The sequence below is a fragment of the Mycobacterium sp. 155 genome (genome assembly GCF_000373905.1).
GTDB lineage: Bacteria > Actinomycetota > Actinomycetes > Mycobacteriales > Mycobacteriaceae > Mycobacterium.
Genome location: NZ_KB892705.1, coordinates 4,184,754 through 4,203,166, shown reverse-complemented (window position 1 = coordinate 4,203,166; position 18,413 = coordinate 4,184,754). Strand labels below are relative to the sequence as shown.

At 67.1% G+C, this 18,413-nt stretch carries 14 protein-coding genes, 1 tRNA gene and 1 pseudogene; 4 read left to right on the top strand and 12 right to left on the bottom strand.

Annotation, left to right across the window (positions count from 1 at the left end; all coding sequences use genetic code 11):
• Positions 1–27: 27 nt before the first annotated feature.
• Positions 28–987: a GDP-mannose 4,6-dehydratase gene (locus B133_RS0120010; RefSeq protein WP_018603579.1), complete on the bottom strand. Its 960-nt coding sequence runs from the start codon at positions 985–987 to the stop codon at positions 28–30.
• Positions 988–1,011: 24 nt separating this feature from the next.
• Here B133_RS0120010 and B133_RS0120005 point away from each other — a divergent pair, with 24 nt between their 5' ends.
• A complete protein-coding gene (locus tag B133_RS0120005) occupies positions 1,012–2,763 on the top strand; it encodes a hypothetical protein (protein WP_018603578.1) in 1,752 nt (583 codons plus the stop codon).
• 39 nt (positions 2,764–2,802) lie between these two features.
• On the opposite strand, the gene B133_RS0120000 is transcribed toward B133_RS0120005, so the two are convergent.
• Together B133_RS0120000 and B133_RS0119995 are read right to left on the bottom strand one after the other, a co-directional pair.
• Positions 2,803–2,878, bottom strand: a tRNA-Thr gene (locus B133_RS0120000).
• Positions 2,879–2,947: 69 nt separating this feature from the next.
• Complete coding sequence (locus B133_RS0119995; RefSeq protein ID WP_018603577.1) at positions 2,948–4,168, bottom strand: DNA polymerase III subunit delta'; 1,221 nt, start codon at positions 4,166–4,168, stop codon at positions 2,948–2,950.
• 102 nt (positions 4,169–4,270) lie between these two features.
• On the opposite strand from B133_RS0119995, the gene B133_RS0119990 reads away from it, so the two are divergent.
• A complete protein-coding gene (locus tag B133_RS0119990) occupies positions 4,271–5,866 on the top strand; it encodes an adenylate/guanylate cyclase domain-containing protein (protein WP_018603576.1) in 1,596 nt (531 codons plus the stop codon).
• 15 nt (positions 5,867–5,881) lie between these two features.
• Here the strand turns inward: B133_RS0119990 and topA are convergent, their stop codons facing one another.
• From topA to B133_RS0119975, 3 genes are all read right to left on the bottom strand, one after another.
• Positions 5,882–8,713 (bottom strand): type I DNA topoisomerase, encoded by a 2,832-nt coding sequence (gene topA / locus B133_RS0119985; RefSeq protein ID WP_026256666.1) that lies wholly within the window; start codon positions 8,711–8,713, stop codon positions 5,882–5,884.
• A gap of 104 nt (positions 8,714–8,817) precedes the next feature.
• Positions 8,818–9,411, bottom strand: coding sequence for a hypothetical protein (locus tag B133_RS0119980; protein ID WP_018603574.1), 594 nt, complete (start codon positions 9,409–9,411; stop codon positions 8,818–8,820).
• Positions 9,412–9,509: 98 nt separating this feature from the next.
• A complete protein-coding gene (locus B133_RS0119975; RefSeq protein ID WP_006243848.1) occupies positions 9,510–9,713 on the bottom strand; it encodes a cold-shock protein in 204 nt (67 codons plus the stop codon).
• Between the two features lie 299 nt (positions 9,714–10,012).
• Here B133_RS0119975 and B133_RS0119965 point away from each other — a divergent pair, with 299 nt between their 5' ends.
• Together B133_RS0119965 and B133_RS0119960 are read left to right on the top strand one after the other, a co-directional pair.
• Positions 10,013–12,382 carry a DEAD/DEAH box helicase gene (locus B133_RS0119965; protein WP_051088071.1) on the top strand — a complete coding sequence of 790 codons (2,370 nt, stop codon included), beginning with the start codon at positions 10,013–10,015 and terminating at the stop codon, positions 12,380–12,382.
• Positions 12,383–12,679: 297 nt separating this feature from the next.
• Entirely contained in the window at positions 12,680–13,705 is a 1,026-nt protein-coding gene (locus tag B133_RS0119960) for a PAS domain-containing protein (RefSeq protein ID WP_026256665.1), read from the top strand.
• Here B133_RS0119960 and B133_RS0119955 read toward each other — a convergent pair.
• The 6 genes and pseudogenes from B133_RS0119955 to B133_RS0119930 all read right to left on the bottom strand — a co-directional run bounded on the left by B133_RS0119955 (position 13,702) and on the right by B133_RS0119930 (position 18,408).
• Positions 13,702–15,309 carry an iron ABC transporter permease gene (locus B133_RS0119955; protein WP_018603570.1) on the bottom strand — a complete coding sequence of 536 codons (1,608 nt, stop codon included), beginning with the start codon at positions 15,307–15,309 and terminating at the stop codon, positions 13,702–13,704. The two genes, B133_RS0119960 and B133_RS0119955, sit on opposite strands and share 4 nt — an antisense overlap.
• Complete coding sequence (locus B133_RS0119950) at positions 15,306–16,358, bottom strand: extracellular solute-binding protein (RefSeq protein ID WP_018603569.1); 1,053 nt, start codon at positions 16,356–16,358, stop codon at positions 15,306–15,308. Before B133_RS0119950 ends, B133_RS0119955 begins: the two co-directional genes overlap by 4 nt.
• Before the next feature lie 89 nt (positions 16,359–16,447).
• Positions 16,448–17,530: an ABC transporter ATP-binding protein gene (locus B133_RS0119945; RefSeq protein WP_369751471.1), complete on the bottom strand. Its 1,083-nt coding sequence runs from the start codon at positions 17,528–17,530 to the stop codon at positions 16,448–16,450.
• Positions 17,527–17,871, bottom strand: a pseudogene (locus B133_RS0119940) (Rv3654c family TadE-like protein); the annotation flags it as partial. The gene B133_RS0119945 and the pseudogene B133_RS0119940, both read right to left, overlap by 4 nt.
• Positions 17,872–17,881: 10 nt before the next feature.
• Positions 17,882–18,154 carry a TadE family type IV pilus minor pilin gene (locus B133_RS0119935; protein WP_018603564.1) on the bottom strand — a complete coding sequence of 91 codons (273 nt, stop codon included), beginning with the start codon at positions 18,152–18,154 and terminating at the stop codon, positions 17,882–17,884.
• A 50-nt stretch (positions 18,155–18,204) separates the two neighbouring features.
• Entirely contained in the window at positions 18,205–18,408 is a 204-nt protein-coding gene (locus B133_RS0119930) for a DUF4244 domain-containing protein (RefSeq protein ID WP_018603563.1), read from the bottom strand.
• Between the last annotated feature and the right edge of the window lie 5 nt (positions 18,409–18,413).

Here is an 18,413-nt window from a genome sequence, read left to right as displayed (position 1 = left end):
CGCCACGCTAGCTTAGAAAGTGAGCACTCACAATCTTTTTGCGGATTCGGTCTGCCGGGTCCGGAAAAAGTCAACCGTGCGCTCCACGCCGGTCGCGAGCTCGACCTGCGGCTGCCAGCCCAGCAGGCTTTTCGCCCGGCTGGAGTCGAGCTTCGAGCGACGCAGATCCCCCAACCGCGGCGGATGCATCTCCGGCTCGTCCGGCACCCCGACCGCTTTGGCCATCACGGTGTGCAGATCCCTCGTTGAGGTTTCGATGCCCGTGCCGATGTTGAACCGCAGGCCGCCACCCTCGGCGCCCGACGCTTTCACGAACGCGTCGACCACATCGTCGACGAACACGTAATCGCGGGTGTCGGTGCCGTCACCGAAGATCTTCGTCGGGCGGCCCGCCAGCAGGCCCTGGGCGAAGATCGCGACCACACCCGCCTCACCGTGCGGGTCCTGGCGCGGCCCGTAGACGTTGGCCGGCGCGATGTGGGAGCAGTCCAGGCCGTAAAGGTTGCGGAACGTGTTGAGGTAGACCTCGCCGGCGACCTTGCTCGCTGCGTACGGCGACGCCGGGTTCGTCGCGATGTCCTCGCTGGTCGGGTAGATCGGCGGAGTGCCGTAGACCGAACCGCCCGACGAGGTGTGCACCACTTTGCGGACGCCAGCCTGACGGGCCGCCTCGGCCAGGCGGACAGTGCCGACGACATTGACCGTGGCGTCGAGCTGCGGATCGTCCACCGAGCGCTTCACCGAGATCTGGGCCGCCAGGTGGAACACCACCTCGGGCTTGACGTCGGCCAGCAGCCCCGCGAGGTCGGCGTCGACGATGTCGGCCTTGATGAACTCGAAGTTCGCGTTGTTCTCGGCATCCTGCAGGTTGTCCACCCGCCCGGTGCTCAGATCATCCAAACCGGCGACGCTGTGCCCGTCGGCCAACAGCCGATCCACCAGCGTCGATCCGATAAAACCTGCCGCGCCTGTCACCAGTGTCCGCACGATGACACCGTACAGTCGGCAAGAGTGAACTGGGTCGCCCGTACCGCCGCCGCACTGATCGTGGCGCAGCTCATGGTTCGAGGCGTGCTCGCGTTCGGCGGCTATTTCTACTGGGACGACCTCATCCTCGTCGGCCGCGCCGGCACCCAGAACCTGCTGTCCGCGGGGTATCTCTTCGACGATCACGACGGCCACGTCATGCCCGGCGCGTTCCTGGTCTCCGGGGTGATCACGCGGCTGGCACCGCTGAACTGGGTGGGGCCCGCGGTGAGCCTGGTGGTACTGCAATTGCTCGCTTCACTTGCACTGCTGAGGGCGCTGTGGGCGATCCTCGGCTGGCGACCGGTGCTGCTCGTGCCGCTCACGTTCGCACTCTTCACCCCGCTGGGCGTGCCCGGGTTCGCCTGGTGGGCCGCCGCGCTGAACTCGCTGCCCATGCTGGCGGCGCTGGCCTGGGTGTGTGGTGAAGCGGTCCTGCTGGTGCGCACGGGAGCCGCGCGGCATGCCGTGATCGGTGCGCTGGTCTACCTCGGCGGCTTGCTGTTCTTCGAGAAGGCCGCGGTGATCCCGTTCGTCGCCTTCGCCGTCGTCGCCCTGCTGGGCCACGTGACGTCGACGTTCGGGCTTCGGGACGTCTGGCTACGCGGTCTTCGGTTGTGGACGACGTGCCTGGCGCTGACGGTCGCGTGGATCGGCGTGTACCTCGTCGTCGTCAATCAGAAGCGCTGGAGTTTCGACCTCGGCATGACCTGGGATCTGCTGAGCCGCTCGTTCACGCACGGCATCGTGCCGGGCCTGGCCGGCGGACCCTGGGCCTGGCAGCGCTGGGCGCCGGCGTCGCCGTGGGCCACCCCGCCGGTTGCCGTTATGGCGCTGGGTTGGGTGGTGCTTGCCGCGGCGGTGGCCGCGGTGCTGGTTCGCAAGCAGCGGATCTGGCCTGTGCTGGCGGTGGCCTTGGGCTATGCGATTGCCTGTCAGATACCCATCTATCTGATGCGGTCGTCGCGGTTCACCGCGCTGGAGCTCGCACAGACGCTGCGCTACCTGCCCGATCTCGTGGTGGTGCTGGCTCTGCTGGCCGCGGTGGGCTTCTGTGCGCCGAACCGGGTGACGCCTGTGCTCGACGCCTCACGAGCAAGGACAGTCGTATGTGCGGGCGTGGCCATCGCTTTCGTGGGCAGCAGCCTGTACTCGACCGCGACGTTCCTGAGGGTGTGGCGCGACAGCCCGGTGCCGGCCTACCTGGCCAATGCGCAGGCGGGGCTGGCAATGGCGTCCTCGGCGCCACAGCTGGACCAGGAGGTCGACCCGCTGATCCTGCAACGGGTGGCCTATCCGGAGAACCTTGCCAGCCACATGTTCGCGCTCGTCCGCGCGCGCCCCGAATTCGCCTCGGCGACAACCGAACTCCGCATGTTCGACCGCGCGGGAGAGCTCCTACCAGCCGTCGTGACCTGGGTGCGCAGCATCGCCGAAGGGCCTGCGCCGCACTGCGGCTTCCTGGTCCAGCCCGACGCTCCCGTCCGCATGCCGCTGGACGGCCCACTACTGCCGGCTGATTGGACCGCCGAGATCAACTACCTGGCCAACAGCGATGGTTCACTGATCATGTCCCTGCCTGAAGGACCCGAAACCAAGGTGCCCGTGCATCCGGGGCTCAACCGGGTGTTCGTCCGGCTGCCCGGTGCCGGCGACGCAATTCTCGTGCGGGCCAACACCGCCGCGCTGTCGGTCTGCATCTCCCCCGGGCCGGTTGGATTCCTGGCGCCGAGGTAGGTGCTACGGCACTGCCCGTTCGCTCCCACGCTGGAGAGATGGAGCCACCTGGGGGAATCGAACCCCCGACCTATTCATTACGAGTGAATCGCTCTACCGACTGAGCTAAGGTGGCGCTGCCCGTCGCGATGAGCCATCGTCACGGGCGGCATGAGTCTACGGCAGCGTCCTGCCCAGACCCAACTCAACCACGCAGGGCCTGCCCGACGGTGGCGACCATGGCGTCGACGGCGAACTTCGGTTTGACGTTGACAGCCAGGGCCTCGCGGCATTCCAGCACTGCCTCGATGCAGCGCAACAGTTTGTCCGGTGATGCGTGTGCGGCCATCGCCGCGACCTTCTCGGCCATGTCCGGGTGGTTGGCCGTCACACCGGCCGCTCCCGAGGACACCAGCAGCGCGTCGCGGAAATAGGTCGCAAGGTCGATCAGGGCCCGATCCAGCGCGTCGCGTGACGCCCGGGTCTGCCGGGATTTCTGCCGCTTCTCCAGCTCCTTGAGCGCTCCGGCAGCACCGCGCAGTGTGCCCGCGGTGCCCTTGCCGGTACCGCCGGCACCCAGCGCGGTCTTCAGCTCATCGGTCTCGGTCTCGTTGCGACCAGCCGTCAACGCCAACGCCTCGGCCTCGGCGACCGCCACCATCTCCTCGGCGGCCGCATAGGCCCGCGACGGTGTGGCGGCGTCCCGGGCCAGGCTCAGTGCCCGCATCCGGCGCTCCCTGGCCTCGGGATCGGTGGCGAGCCGCCGAGCCCGCCCAACGTGCCCACCGCTGACCGAAGCCGCCCAGCGGGCATCGTCGGCGGGCAAGCCGTCGCCGGTGATCAGCACGTCGGCGATGGCGTCCACGCCCGGCGTCGTCAACGCCACGTGCCGGCAGCGCGAGCGCAGCGTGATCGCGATGTCCTCGGGATCCACCGACGGCGCGCACAGCAGGAACACCGTCGACGACGGCGGCTCCTCCACCACCTTGAGCAAGGCATTTGCCGCACCCTCGGTGAGCCGGTCAGCGTCCTCGATCACCACGATCTGCCAGCGCCCGGTGCCGGGACGCCGTGAGGCGATCTGGACGATCTCACGCATCTCCTTGACCGCGATGGACAGCCCCTCGGGGACGATGCGCCGCACATCGGCGTGTGTACCGGCCATCGTCGTCGTGCAGGCACGGCACTGACCGCACCCGGGTGTCCCGTCCGACGTGCACTGCAGTGCGGCCGCAAAACACAACGCCGCCACCGACCGACCCGAGCCCGGCGGGCCGGTGATCAGCCAGGCATGCGTCATAGATCCGACGCTGACGGCATTGTGCCCTGAATCACCATAAGCATCGCCCCGCGCCGCAGCGGCGGCCGCCACCAGCTCCTGTTCGACCGCGTGCTGGCCGACCAGCCGCGAAAACACCCCGCTCATCACCGCCAACAGTAGTGGTCAGGCCGACACAACCGGTGTACGGCAGCGCTGAACATCCCCCGGGACCGATACGGTGAACGGGTGACTGCCGGGCCAGAACCGATGGGGCGAATCACCGCATTCGTCCGATGGGTGGCGCGCACCCCGTGGCCGGTGTTCACGCTGGGCATGCTGCAGTCCGACATCATCGGCGCGCTGTTCGTTCTCGGCTTTCTGCGATTCGCCCTGCCGTCCGAGGACCGCATCCAGCTGCAGGACCTGCCCGCCGCCAACCTGGCGGTGTTCCTGGGTTACCTCTTCGTCGCGTTCACCGTCGGCGCCTACCTGAGCCTACGGTTGCTGCTGCCGGTCATCCGCTGGCAGCGCCGCGACACCCTCTTGGCCGACAGCGACCCCGCCATCACGGAGCTGGCCCGCACCCGGGCGCTGCGGATGCCGTTCTACCGGACACTGATCAGCGTCACCAATTGGTGCCTCGGTTCGGTCGTGTTCATCGCGGCCAGCTGGCCGGTGGCGAGCCGGTCTGCGCCCGTGGTCGCGGTCGCCACCGCACTGGGCGCCACCGCCACCGCCATCATCGGCTACCTGCAGTCCGAACGTGTGCTGCGCCCGGTGGCCGTGGCCGCGCTGCGCGGCGGTGTACCGGAGAACTTCCACGCCCCCGGCGTCATCCTGCGTCAGGTGCTGACCTGGGTGCTGTCCACCGGGGTGCCGCTGCTCTCGATCGTGCTGGCCCTGGTGGCCAGCAAGTTCTCGATCCTGACCACGACTGCCGATCAGCTGACCACCCCGCTGCTGTTGCTGGCCATCGCCGCATTGGTGATCGGGCTCGCCGGCACCGTTCTGGTGGCCATGTCGATCGCCGACCCGCTACGTCAACTGCGGTGGGCGCTCGGCGAGGTGCAGCGCGGCAACTACAACGCGCACATGCAGATCTACGACGCCAGTGAGCTGGGCCTGCTGCAGGCCGGGTTCAACGACATGGTGCGTGATCTGGCCGAGCGGCAGCGGCTGCGTGACCTGTTCGGCCGCTACGTCGGCGAGGACGTGGCCCGCCGGGCGCTCGAGCGTGGCACAGAGTTGGGCGGCCAGGAGCGCGACGTGGCCGTGCTGTTCATCGACCTGGTGGGGTCGACGCATCTGGCGTCGACCATTCCCGCCTCCGAGGTGGTCAACCTGCTCAACGAGTTCTTCCGGGTCGTGGTCGACACCGTCAATCGGCACGGCGGGTTCGTCAACAAGTTTCAGGGCGACGCCGCTCTGGCCATCTTCGGTGCGCCGATCGAGCATCCCGACGCGTGCGGCGCCGCCCTGGCGGCCTCCCGTGAACTGCACGATGAGCTGCTCAGCGTGCTGGGCACCGAAGCCGAGTTCGGGATCGGGGTTTCGGCCGGCCGTGCGATCGCCGGCCACATCGGCGCTCAAGCTCGGTTCGAATACACCGTGATCGGCGACCCGGTCAACGAGGCGGCCCGCCTGACCGAGCTCGCCAAGCTGGAGGAGGGCCACGTGCTGGCCTCGGCCATCGCGGTCAGCGGTGCGCTCGACGCCGAGGCGCTGTGCTGGGATGTCGGCGAGATCGTCGAACTGCGCGGCCGCACCGCGCCCACCCAGCTGGCCCGCCCGGTGAACCTGGTGACGGCGGCCGAACTCGACCGCCAACTCGTGTCGGAGAATTCGCCCGAATCCGGGGTATGAGCACGCGGCTTTTGCTCAAGCCTTCTTGGCCGCTGCCTTCTTCGCCGGCGCTTTCTTGGCGGGAGCCTTCTTGGCCGGCGCCTTTTTGGCGGCCTTCTTCACCGGCCCGCGGGCCCGACGGTCGGCCAACAGCTCGGAAGCCCGCTCGTCGGTGATGGAGGCGACGTCGTCACCCTTGCGCAGGCTCGCATTGGTCTCGCCGTCGGTGACGTACGGGCCGAACCGGCCGTCCTTGATCACCATCGGCTTGCCGGATGCCGGGTCGTTACCCAGCTCTCGCAGCGGCGGGGTCGACGCGGCCTGGCGGCCACGACGCTTGGGCTCGGCGTAGATTTTCAGCGCATCGTCGAGGGTGATGGTGAACATCTGCTCCTCGTTGGCCAGCGAGCGAGAATCTGTGCCGCGCTTGAGGTACGGCCCGTAACGGCCGTTCTGCGCGGTGATCTCCTCGTTGTTCGACGGGTCCACACCCACCACCCGCGGCAGTGACAAAAGCTTCAGCGCATCGTCGAGCGTCACCGTCTCCAGGTCCATCGACCTCAGCAGTGACCCGGTGCGCGGCTTGGGTCCGGTCGGTTTTTTACCCCTCTTCGCCGTCGCGCCGGCGGCACCATCGTCGGGTTCCTCGGGCTCGGGCAGGATCTCGGTGACGTAGGGACCGAACCGGCCGTCCTTGGCCACGATCTCGTGCCCGGTCGTCGGATCGACACCCAGCACGCGGCCCTCTTGCGGTGTGGCGAAGAGCTTTTCGGCCAGTTCCAGAGTCAGCTCGTCGGGCGTCAGCTCGTCCTTGAGGTTGGCGCGCTGCGGCTTCAAGGCGCCGTCGGGAGCTTCAGGATCAATGACCATGCGCTCCAGGTACGCCCCGTTGCGGCCCACCCGGACATTGATGGCTCGCCCTTCGGAATCGTCAAAGAGCTTGATGGAGTTGACTTCCCGAGCGTCGATGCCCTCGAGGTTGACGCCTACCAGCTTCTTGAGCCCACCGGCGCGGGCCACCGAGCCCTCGACGCCATGCTCGCCGCCGAAGTAGAAGTTGTTGAGCCAGTTGGTACGTCGCTCCTGGCCGTTGGCGATCTCGTCGAGCTCGTCCTCCATGGCCGCGGTGAAGTCGTAGTCCACGAGCCGGCCGAAGTGCTGTTCGAGCAGGCCGACGACGGCGAACGCGACCCAGGACGGCACCAGGGCGCTGCCCTTCTTCTGCACGTAGCCGCGGTCCTGGATGGTCTTGATGATCGAGCTGTACGTCGACGGCCGACCGATGCCGAGCTCTTCGAGCACCTTGATCAGCGAGGCTTCGGTGAAGCGCGCCGGCGGCGACGTGGTGTGGCCGTCGGCGCTCAGATCGGCGGCGTCGACCCGCTGTCCCTGGGTCAGGTTGGGCAACCGGCTCTCGGCGTCGTCGGACTCGCCGCCGGCGAGTTCGTCGATGCTCTCCACGTAGGCCTTGAGGAAGCCCGGGAACGTGATGGTGCGGCCCGACGCGTTGAATACCACCTGCTCGCCACTCGCGGCCTGACCGGAAATGCGCAGCGATAGCGTCGTGCCGCGGGCGTCGGCCATCTGCGACGCGACGGTGCGCTGCCAGACCAGCTCGTAGAGCCGGAATTCATCGGCGTCAAGCTGCGCGTGCAGCTGGCCCGGCGTGGCGAACACGTCACCGGCCGGCCGGATGGCCTCGTGGGCCTCCTGGGCGTTCTTGACCTTGCGGGTGTACTGCCGCGGCGTCGGGTGCACGTATTCGTCGCCGTAGAGCTGGCGGGCCTGATTGCGCGCAGCATTGATGGCCGACTCCGACAAAGTCGTCGAGTCGGTACGCATGTAGGTGATGTAGCCGTTCTCGTACAGGCGCTGCGCGATGCTCATGGTGCGCTCGGAGGAGAACCGCAGCTTGCGCCCGGCCTCCTGCTGCAGCGTCGAGGTCATGAACGGGGCGTACGGGCGGCGGGTGTACGGCTTCTGCTCGACCGAGCTGACCGCCAGCTGCGCACCGCGCAGGCCAGCCGCCAGAGCAGATGCGGCGGCCTCGTCGAGGACGAGCACCTCGTCGGGCTTGCGGACCTGGCCGAGCGAATCGAAATCGCGGCCGGTGGCCACGCGACGACCGTCGACGGTGTTGAGCTTGGCGGTGAACCTCGGAGGTGACGCCTCCGGATCCGAAACGCTCGCGTCCAGCTCGGCGGTGACGTCCCAGTAGCCGGCGCTGCGGAACGCCATGCGCTCACGCTCACGGTTGACGATGATGCGGGTCGCCACGGACTGCACACGGCCCGCCGACAGCTTCGGCGCGACCTTCTTCCACAGCACGGGGCTGACCTCATAGCCGTACAGCCGGTCGAGGATGCGGCGCGTCTCCTGCGCGTCGACCAGGGAGATGTCCAGGTCGCGTGGGTTCTCGGCGGCGGCGCGGATGGCGGGCTCGGTGATCTCGTGGAACACCATCCGGCGGACCGGGACGCGCGGCTTCAGCGTCTCCAGCAGGTGCCAGGCGATCGCCTCGCCTTCGCGGTCACCGTCCGTGGCCAGATAGAGCTCGTCGACGTCCTTGAGCAGGCCCTTGAGCTCGGCGACCGTGGTCTTCTTGTCCGGGCTGACGATGTAGAGCGGCTCGAAGTTGTCGTCGACATTGACCCCCAGCCGGGCCCACGGCTCGGATTTGTACTTCGCCGGAACGTCTGCGGCGTTGCGCGGCAAGTCCCGAATATGGCCGCGCGAGGACTCGACAACATAGTTGGAGCCCAGGTAACTGGCTATTTTGCGTGCTTTTGTCGGCGACTCGACAATGACGAGTCGCCGGATCTTCCCGGTTCTACCGCTACTGGCCCTCTTAGGGTCATCGCCAGCCAACTGTGCCTACGCTCCACTTCTGTCAACGGCCCCGACGTGCAGGCCAACTGACAATTTCGCATTCTGCGCGAGCCTACGCAAACTGACTGCCCTGTGGACAACCATTAAATACGCGGCCAGTGCGCTAACGCACCAACCTCCTGCGGGGGTTCCCCGACGTTTTCTACCAGGCGCGACAGTCTTCGCCGCCCGCTGATCCGCAACGCCGGATGCGAGCCTCGGGTGCCGATCAGCGTGGGGGCAATGCCCACCCGCATCATGGCCGCTGCCAGCGGTGCGTGGGTATCGGGCGCATGCGGGTCCAGGCCCAGCAGATAACGGTCGTCGGCTTCAGGCGTTCCCGCCGCGAGCACCCACGCGCGCAGCTCACGTGCACCGGGCAGCCAGGTCACCGGAACCGTCTTGACCGCGCCCCTGGTCCACTCTTGGGCGATCGGCAGCAGCTGTGGGTCCACCGCGGTGCGCACCAACGGGGTGTTCTCGTCCGTATGCGTGATCTCCGGTGCAAGACCGGCCTGGCGCATCATCTCGGCCAGCCCGCCGGCCCGCCAGGACTCGTCCACCACGACCGAGATGCGGGCCGCCTGCTGACCGTCGACGTTCACCAGCACGATCTGCCCCGGGCCGGCAAGCAACCCGGTGAGATCGGTGACCGTAGGCGGTACCGACTCAGCCGAGAAGAAGGACAGCTGGCTCACAAATCGACAGTAAGCCAGCAGACCTTGAAAAGCAGAACACCCCCGCGGATGTCCGATGTGGGACTGTCGCGGGGGTGCCCTGTCAGGTTTGGGTTGGCTCAGACGGCCCGAACACCCGTGGCCTGCGGCCCCTTGGGGCTCTGGCCGACCTCGAACTCAACCTTCTGGTTCTCCTCCAGGGTGCGGAAACCGCTACCCTGGATTTCCGTGTAGTGGACAAACACGTCGGCAGAGCCGTCCTCGGGGGCGATGAAGCCGAAGCCCTTCTCCGCGTTGAACCACTTCACAGTTCCCTGTGGCATCTTTCGTTCTTTCCTTCTCTTCTTACCGGGTGCGGTCCACCGACTTCCGGCGTACCGGGCCCGTTCCGACCGCCATACCAACGCGTGTGTCGTCGGAACTGACCCGACCTACAACCCTCGCAGGAACCGCGATCGCAACGACGATCCTGCGAGTGCGAGTAACAAACACAGAAGCTGCGACCGTGATTAGTCAATCACGTTCTCCGCTGGTGCGACAGTCTCGGCGTGCACTGTGTGGTGAACAATTCGTTTACAAAGCCGGGCGGCGCGTCCCGGAGCGCGTTTCAGGAGGTCACGGGGTGTCGGATCGGGGGTCGGATTTCGGCCGCGGACGCGAGGAGCAACAGGGGTTTGGCCGGGAACTCCTTGCCTGCGCGGTCGAGGGCACGCCCGCCGATGAGCACCCCCTGCGTCACGTCGCCGACTTACCGCCGCGTCCGGGCCGCCCGGCGGAGTGGCCGCCCTGGGCGGATCCAGATGTGGTGCGGGCGTTCCATGATCGCGGTATCACCGCGCCGTGGGCGCACCAGCTCGCCGCGGCCCAATTGGCTCACGACGGCCGGCATGTGGTCATCTCGACGGGCACCGCGTCAGGCAAGTCACTGGCGTACCAGCTGCCGATCCTGTCCACCTTGGCCACAGATCCACGGGCCCGCGTGCTGTACCTGTCCCCGACGAAGGCGCTCGGCCACGACCAGCTGCGTACGGCGCACACCCTGACCGAAAGCGTCACCGCACTGCGGGATGTCGCGCCGGTGTCCTACGACGGCGACAGCCCCACCGAGGTGCGCCGCTTCGCCCGCGAACGGTCACGGTGGATCTTCTCCAACCCGGACATGATCCATCTGTCGCTATTGCGCAACCATGCCCGCTGGGCGGTGTTCCTGCGCAATCTGAAGTTTGTGGTTGTCGACGAATGTCATTACTACCGCGGTATTTTCGGATCGAATGTGGCGATGGTGCTGCGTCGGCTGCTGCGGCTGTGCGAGCGGTACTCGCCCAGCGACGCCACTCCGACGGTGATCTTTGCCAGCGCCACCACCTCCGCACCGGCCGACACCGCCGCCGAGCTGATCGGCCAAACCGTCGCAGCCGTGGCCGACGACGCATCTCCTCAGGGGGCGCGCACCATCGCCCTGTGGGAACCGGCGCTGCTGCCCGATCTGGTGGGCGAGAACGGCGCACCGGTGCGGCGCTCGGCCGGCGCCGAGGCCGCCCGGGTGATGGCCGATCTGGTCGAGGAGGGTGCCCGCACCCTCACCTTCGTACGGTCACGCCGAGGCGCCGAGCTCACCGCGCTGGGCGCCAGGGCTCGGTTGGCAGAAACCGCACCGGAGCTGGCCGAGCGGGTCGCGTCCTACCGGGCCGGTTATCTCGCCGAGGACCGGCGAGAATTGGAACGCGCGTTGGCCGACGGACGGCTGCGCGGGGTGGCCACCACCAACGCGCTCGAGCTCGGGATCGACATCGCAGGCCTGGACGCGGTGGTGCTGGCCGGCTTTCCCGGCACGGTCACGTCGTTCTGGCAGCAGGCCGGGCGCTCCGGGCGGCGCGGGCAGGGCGCACTGATCGTGTTGATCGCGCGCGACGACCCGCTGGACACCTACCTCGTGCACCATCCGGGCGCGCTGTTGGACAGGCCGATCGAGCGGGTGGTCATCGACCCGACCAACCCCTACGTGCTCGGGCCCCAACTGCTGTGCGCCGCAGTCGAACTCCCGTTGACCGACGCCGAGGTGCGCAGATGGGACGCCGAACCGGTGGCTGCGGCGCTCATCGACGATGGCTTGCTGCGCCGGCGGGCGGGCAGCTACTTCCCCACTCCCGGCGCCGATCCGCATCCCGCGGTGGACATCCGCGGCTCCATCGGCGGGCAGATCGCCATCCTGGAAGCCGACACCGGCCGGATGCTGGGCAGCACCGGAGCCGGTCAGGCGGCCTCGTCGATACATCCCGGCGCGGTGTATCTGCACCAGGGCGACAGTTATCTGGTCGACTCGCTGGATTTCGAAGACGGCATCGCATTCGTGCACGCCGCCGACCCCGCTTACCGTACCTACGCCCGGGAGGTCACCGACATTGCCGTCACCGGCCCCGGCGAACGGAGCACATACGGTCCGGTGACGGTGGGGCTCGTGCCGGTATCGGTGAGCAACAGCGTGGTCGGCTATCTCCGGCGGGGGATCGACGGCGAGGTGATCGATTTCATCGAACTCGACATGCCCACAAGCACCTTGGAAACCATGGCGGTGATGTGCACAATCACACCGGACGCATTGGAGCGCAACGGTATTGATGCGTTGGCGACGCCGGGGGCACTTCATGCCGCCGAACATGCCGCGATCGGCCTACTGCCGCTGGTGGCCAGTTGCGACCGCGGCGACATCGGTGGAGTGTCAACGCCGGTGGGTCCGGCCGGTGTTGCCGGACTGCCCGCGATCTTCGTCTACGACGGCTATCCGGGCGGGGCGGGATTCGCCGACCGCGGCTTCCGCCAGTTGAGCACCTGGTGGGGCGCGACGGCCGCGGCGATCGAGGCATGTGAGTGCCCGCACGGTTGTCCGTCCTGCGTCCAATCACCGAAGTGCGGCAACGGTAACGATCCGCTCGACAAAGCCGGCGCGGTGCGGGTACTTCGCCTGGTGCTCGGCGCGCTGAATAGTGCCTGAGTGATCCGAACCGTGACGACGACCGACCCCTCGACAGTCGACTGCACGGATCGACAACTCTTTACCCGGGCGGGCACGCCGAAACACACAGACTTTGCAACGAACGGTCGGACAACGCGATCCGTTCTCAATCCCAGGCTCGGGTGCAGTGGCAAATTACTTGAATCCACTCATGTTCGCAACCTGACTGCCTGTTCATAGGTCATACATGACGGTGCCGCGGGGCCGATCGCAACAGATTTCGTCGTTGCTGTGGCGACAACGATGCGCAAACCACCCATCGGTAAAATGCCCGCCATGACCCACGACTGGCTGCTCGTGGAGACACTGGGCAGCGAACCCGCCGTGGTCGCCAGAGGTTCTCAGACGAAGAACCTCGTTCCGATCAGTGTGTTCCTGCGCCGCAACCCCAACCTGACAGCGATCCAGAGCGCGATCGGGGAGACCATGCGTGCAGGTCAAGGCCTCAGCACCATCACCTCGAAGAACGATCGCGTGATCCGCACCGAGCTGGTGAGGATGTCCGACGGACGGATCCACGGCGTACACGTCTGGATCGGTCCAGTCGACGTCGAGCCACCTGAACGACCCATCCCCGGTCCGCTGAAATGGGACCTTACGACCGCAGTCGCCACCGATACCGCGGAATCCATCCGCAACAGCGGGATGAATCCCGACACCGAGGTCACCCATGGTCGGGCGTTTGCCGACGACCTGCCCACAAGGGATCTCAACGCCAGCGAAACAAAAGTGTTGTCGATGACAATAAAACCGGAGCCCGGCAACACCCTCTGCACCACGTGGGATGTCACCGATTTCCGGGGCGAGCCGATCACCGTCGGGTTTGTGTCTCGCGTGGCATACGAATCCGAGGACGACGGCACAGAGCACTTGATCTGCCGCGCGATGAACTGGCGCAGCGAACGTGACGGCCAGGCGATCGCCGCCGACTACCTGGCACAACGCATCCTCGACGGGCTCGCCCGTCCGGGCGTGCACAGAGCGCTGATCGACCTCAAGAACTGGAAGTTGTTGAAGTGGCTTGATGAACCGGCACCTTTCATCGATTGGCGCAGCCGCGACGGCGGGACCTCGCGGGTACACCCCGCAGATGCCCGCCACATGGCCGCAATGACAATCGAATTCGCCGGCGGCATGGCCTCCGCGGTGCTACGGATGCGCAGGGTTGATGGCGGCTGGCTTCCGATCCACCTGACCATCAACCGAATCGAGCTCGAACCGGGCACCTTCGCCGGTCTGGTGGCATTGCGACTACCGACCGAATCCGAGCTCGCCGCCGCCGACCTCGATGAGATTAGCTAAGAAGCGGTTTCGAGCAACCGATTTTCGAGGATGTGCGTATTCGGCGTCGTATTGGTGTGGCGCAACGTGTTCCGGACGAGAAAGTAGACCGGAGGGATACCGAGCAGCACCAACATGCCCGCGTACGGAGCGGCAGCGCTGAAGTCCAGTGATTCTCCGTTTGTGGTGGCCCACAGCTCAGTCGAGAGGGTGTGGGCATTGAACGGGATCAGGATCAGCGTGGTGGTGAGTTCCTTGCTGGCGTCCAACGCGACCAAGAGTGCCCCCGCGATGAACCCAGGCATGGCCAGTGGCAACGTAACCCGCACGAACGCTCGGCCGGGTGTGGCGCCGAGGGACGCCGCAACGTCGTCGTAGGTGCGGCGCGCGGCGTCGAGTCCGACGCGCTGGTTGGCGACGGCCAGCGGCACGAACAGCACCACGTATGCGGCGATCAGCACCACCGGAGTTTTGTAGACGGCCGGAACGAGCCGGATGGCCAGGTACACCAGCGCCAACGCCAGGATGGCGCTCGGGATGGCATGCGCGAGCCAGACCGCACGCTCACTCAACGTGGCGGCCAACCCGGGCCTGCGCACCACCGACCAGCTGACCGGAAGAGCGATCACGGTCGCTACCAGTGCGGCGGCGACGGCGTAGCTCAGCGTGGTGCCCACCGCGGTGCCGACCACTCCCCAGTCCACCCGGACCGTCCGGCCGGAGACCGTCAGGCCACGCACCGTCATGTACACCGTGGGCCCCACCGCGGCCAACAGCACGGCAAGACTGAGTATCACCGCGGGTACGCGTACCCATCCGAGGGAAATGCGCCGCGGGGGCCGCGCGACGCCGCGCGCGACGTCGCCACTTCGGTTGTGCCCGTTGAGGATCTGAGTGAACAGCAGCACGGCCGCCGCCAGTGCCATCAGGACCAGCGACAGCGAGCGCGCCGACCGGTAGTCGGCATAGTCGATCATCTCGGCCATGATCTTGGTGGTCAGGGTGCTGCGGCCGAGCTGGACCATGGCACCGTACTCGGCCAGCACGTGCAGGGCGACGATCAGCAGACCCACAGCGAGCGCCGGGCGCAGACCCGGCAGGATGACCTCGACCAGCACGGCGCTCCGACGCCGCCGCAGGCTCGCGACAACCTCTTCCAGTGCCGGGTCGATGTTGCGCAACGCAATGACGGCGGGCAGGAACACATACGGATACAACGTCAGGGCGATCACCAGCGCCGCACCGCCGAAGCTGGTCACGAACCCCAGCCTCGGGGCGTACGTGAGTTCGGTGGAGTACGCGGCGTAGGCGGCGACGAATCCCGGCACAGCCAACGGCATCGCGAACACCACGGTGAAGAGCCGGGGATACGGCAGGGTTGTGCGAACCACGAGCAACGCACAGACGACCCCGAGCACGGCGGTCAACGCGCAGATCAACAACGTCAGGCCGATCGTCTGCCACAACGCAGCGGCCGTCGCCGGATAGCGGAACTGTTCGGCGATGTCCGCCAACGAGATTCCGGTGAGAAACAGATAGCCAACGGGTACGAGCGAGATGACACCGACGGCGGCCGCGCACAGCGCAGCCGCCGTCGGACGGGCCCGATACCGACCGGAAATCATCCGCCGGACATACCGAGTTGCTTAAGCAGGTCCTCGGCCTGCGACGAGTTGGCCAGCTGGTCCATATCGAAAGGCGGTGACTGGATTTCACCGAGATCACCGGCGATAGAACTGGAAACGCCTGGTGCGACTGGATATTGGGCCTCGGACACGTCGGCGGGCGCGGTGGCGATGAGGTGCTGTCCCCCGTCCTTCGAGGTCAGCCAGGCCAGGAATTTCTGGGCCGCCTCGGCGTTCTTGCTCGACTTCAGCACGCCCGCACCGGAAGACAGGATGAGGTTGCCCGGATCCACTTCGGGGAAGTGGTAGATCTTCGAGGTCAGCTTGTCCGGGCCGCCCTTCTCGTTCGCCAGGACCCACCAGTAGTAGTGATTCGACAGTCCCATGGCGTGTTTACCGGCTTCGACGGTGTCACGGACGTTGCCGTTCTTGTGCTCATTGACGCCGTTGGCCTTGATGCCTTCGAGGAAGGTCCGCGTGGCGGGTTCGCCATTGGTGGAGATGAGGTACTGGGTGGTCGCCACGAACGCCCCCGATGGGGCCCAGGCGAACTTTCCCTTGTACGGCGGCGCAATGATGTCGTTCAGCGTCTTGGGCAGCTGATCGACGCTGATCTCGCGGGGGTTGTAGTAGAGCACCCGGGCGCGTGCCGCGTAGGCGACCCACAGTCCCTTGCCCGAACTCAGGCCGGGGCGCACCTGAGCGAGAGTCGCGGGTTCGACGGGGTTCAGGAGTCCGGCCGCGCCGAGTTCGGCCACGGGCGCCGGATCTTCGGAGAGGAACACGTCGGCCTTGGTGGCAGCGCCCTCGGCCTGGATCTGACCGAAGGAAGCGTCGTTTTGAATGTTGAACTTGACGCCGGTCTGCTTGGTGTATTCCTCGGTCAATCCCTTGACGAGGTCAGCGTGCTGATCGCTGTAGACGGTCAGGGTGACGTCACCCTGATTCTGCGATCCGCCGGACGGCCCGCCACCGCAGGCGGCGAGGGTCACGGTCAGCACAAACGAGGCCAGCACGGCACCCGCGCGGGGGAGGCGTCGGAAGGTCATGGCAGCGCGATCCCTTCTGCAGCGAAGATCATCGAACGCTCGGCAAGTACCGAACGAACCCCAACCTAACAGATTAGGGTAGGCGAACCTCAGTAAACTGCCGGAGGATACGCACTCACCGGGCCCCTGATGTCGAGTTCGGCCTGGTCACCGACGCGGTAGCGCTGCCGTCCCGGCACCCGCACGGGCACGGGTTGCGACACCCCGGGCACGGTGACGCGCAGCAACGCGTCGTGACCGAAGTACAACGTCGAGCGGACGGTGCCGATCACCGCAGCGGACGCGCCGGCACCGGTACGCACCCGCAGTCCGATCTGTTCGGGACGAACCAGCACATCGCACACGTCGCCGCCGCCCCAGGAGGCTACCGGCAACCGGCCGAGGGCACACGTCGCATGGACGCCGTCTGCATCGCGGTTGATCCGGCCGGGAACCACGACCGCCTCGCCGAGAAAACCGCCGAGTTCCGTGTCCACCGGATGGTCGTAGACCGTGCGGGGCTCTCCGGCGGCGACCACTCGGCCATCGCGCATGACAACCAGGTGGTCCGACAGGGACAGAGCCTCGGCTTGATCGTGCGTCACAAGCAATGTCGTTGCCCCGGTGGCCCGAAGCAGGTCGCGGACCTCCTCCCGAAGCTCGACCCGCAACTGCGCATCGAGCGCCGAGAACGGCTCGTCGAGGAGCACCAACTCCGGTTCAGGTGCCAGTGCACGGGCCAACGCGACCCGCTGTTGTTGGCCACCGGAGAGTTGGTCGGGCCGGCGCTCCCCCAGCGCGGGCAGCCCGACCATCTCAAGCAGCTCCTCAACGCGGGCCCGACGTGCCCGCCGGGGCAGTCCGTTCAGGCCGAAGCCGATGTTGTCGGCCACGGACAGATGCGGGAACAGCGCCCCTTCCTGCGGGACGATCCCCACTGCCCTGGCGTGGGGCCGCAGGTGGATGGTCGGCGTGACCAGCTCGCGGCCTGCCAGCGTGATCGTGCCCGCGTCGGGCCGCTCGAAACCGGCGATACATCGCAGCAGCGTGGTCTTGCCCGAGCCCGACGGCCCGAGCACGCTCGCGAAAGCACCGGTCGGCACCGCCAACTCGACGTCGTCGAGCGCCACCGTCCCAGCAGCACCAGCCCCGAAAACCTTGCGGAGTCCGCATACCCTCAGCACACGCCTCACCGTAGCGGCAGCGATCCATCGCCTGCCGGGCCCGCACGGGCGGCCGCACTCGCCGGGCCGATGCCCCAGCGGCCGAGCCTGACTTCTGCGTGCACCGTGAGCACCACATCGAGGTCGTCCACGCGGCACTGCGCCACCGTGACGCGCATCGCCGACGCGACCGTGCCCGCCTTCGCACACGCCGCCTGTGGACCAGCGGCCAGCGCCCCCGCCACGGCGAGCGCGCCGAGATCCGCTGCGGCCTGGGCTCGGTGACGTGCGATCACCGCGGCACCCAGACATGCACCGGCCACTGCGAATGTGACGAGCACACCGATCATCGCGGCGGCCAGCACACTGGCCGAACCAGTCTCACCGCACCCCGGGCTCGGTCGCCGCGGCGGCCTCGGCCGAAACGGTGAGCCCCGGCAGTGCGGCTGACACGCTGACCCTGGCCACCACCAGAGCGCCTTCGCGGCGCAACTGCACCACCGCTTGTCGTGGTGCAATGCGCTGGGCCACCTCGGCGGCCGGCCGGTCATCGCCACGGGCCGCAAGCCGGACCGCCTCCCGCGCCGCGTCGACACACCGCACCTGCATCGACACAGCGCTGAGCCCGGCCAGACACAGTGAAAGGACCACCACGAGCGCAGCTGTCGCAAAAGCCGCCTCGACAGTGACGGCACCGCGATCACCTAGACCTTGGTACTGAGCGCGCGGCTGATGATGTTGGTCAGCGCCGTCACGATCGAATCCCCGGTGACCACCGTGTACAGAATGGCACCGAACGCCGCCGCGGCTACGGTCCCGATGGCATATTCGACCGTCGACATGCCGGACTCGTCTACCGCCAACAAGGTCAACTGCATCCGGATACGCGCAATCACGTTTCCCGCCATGATCT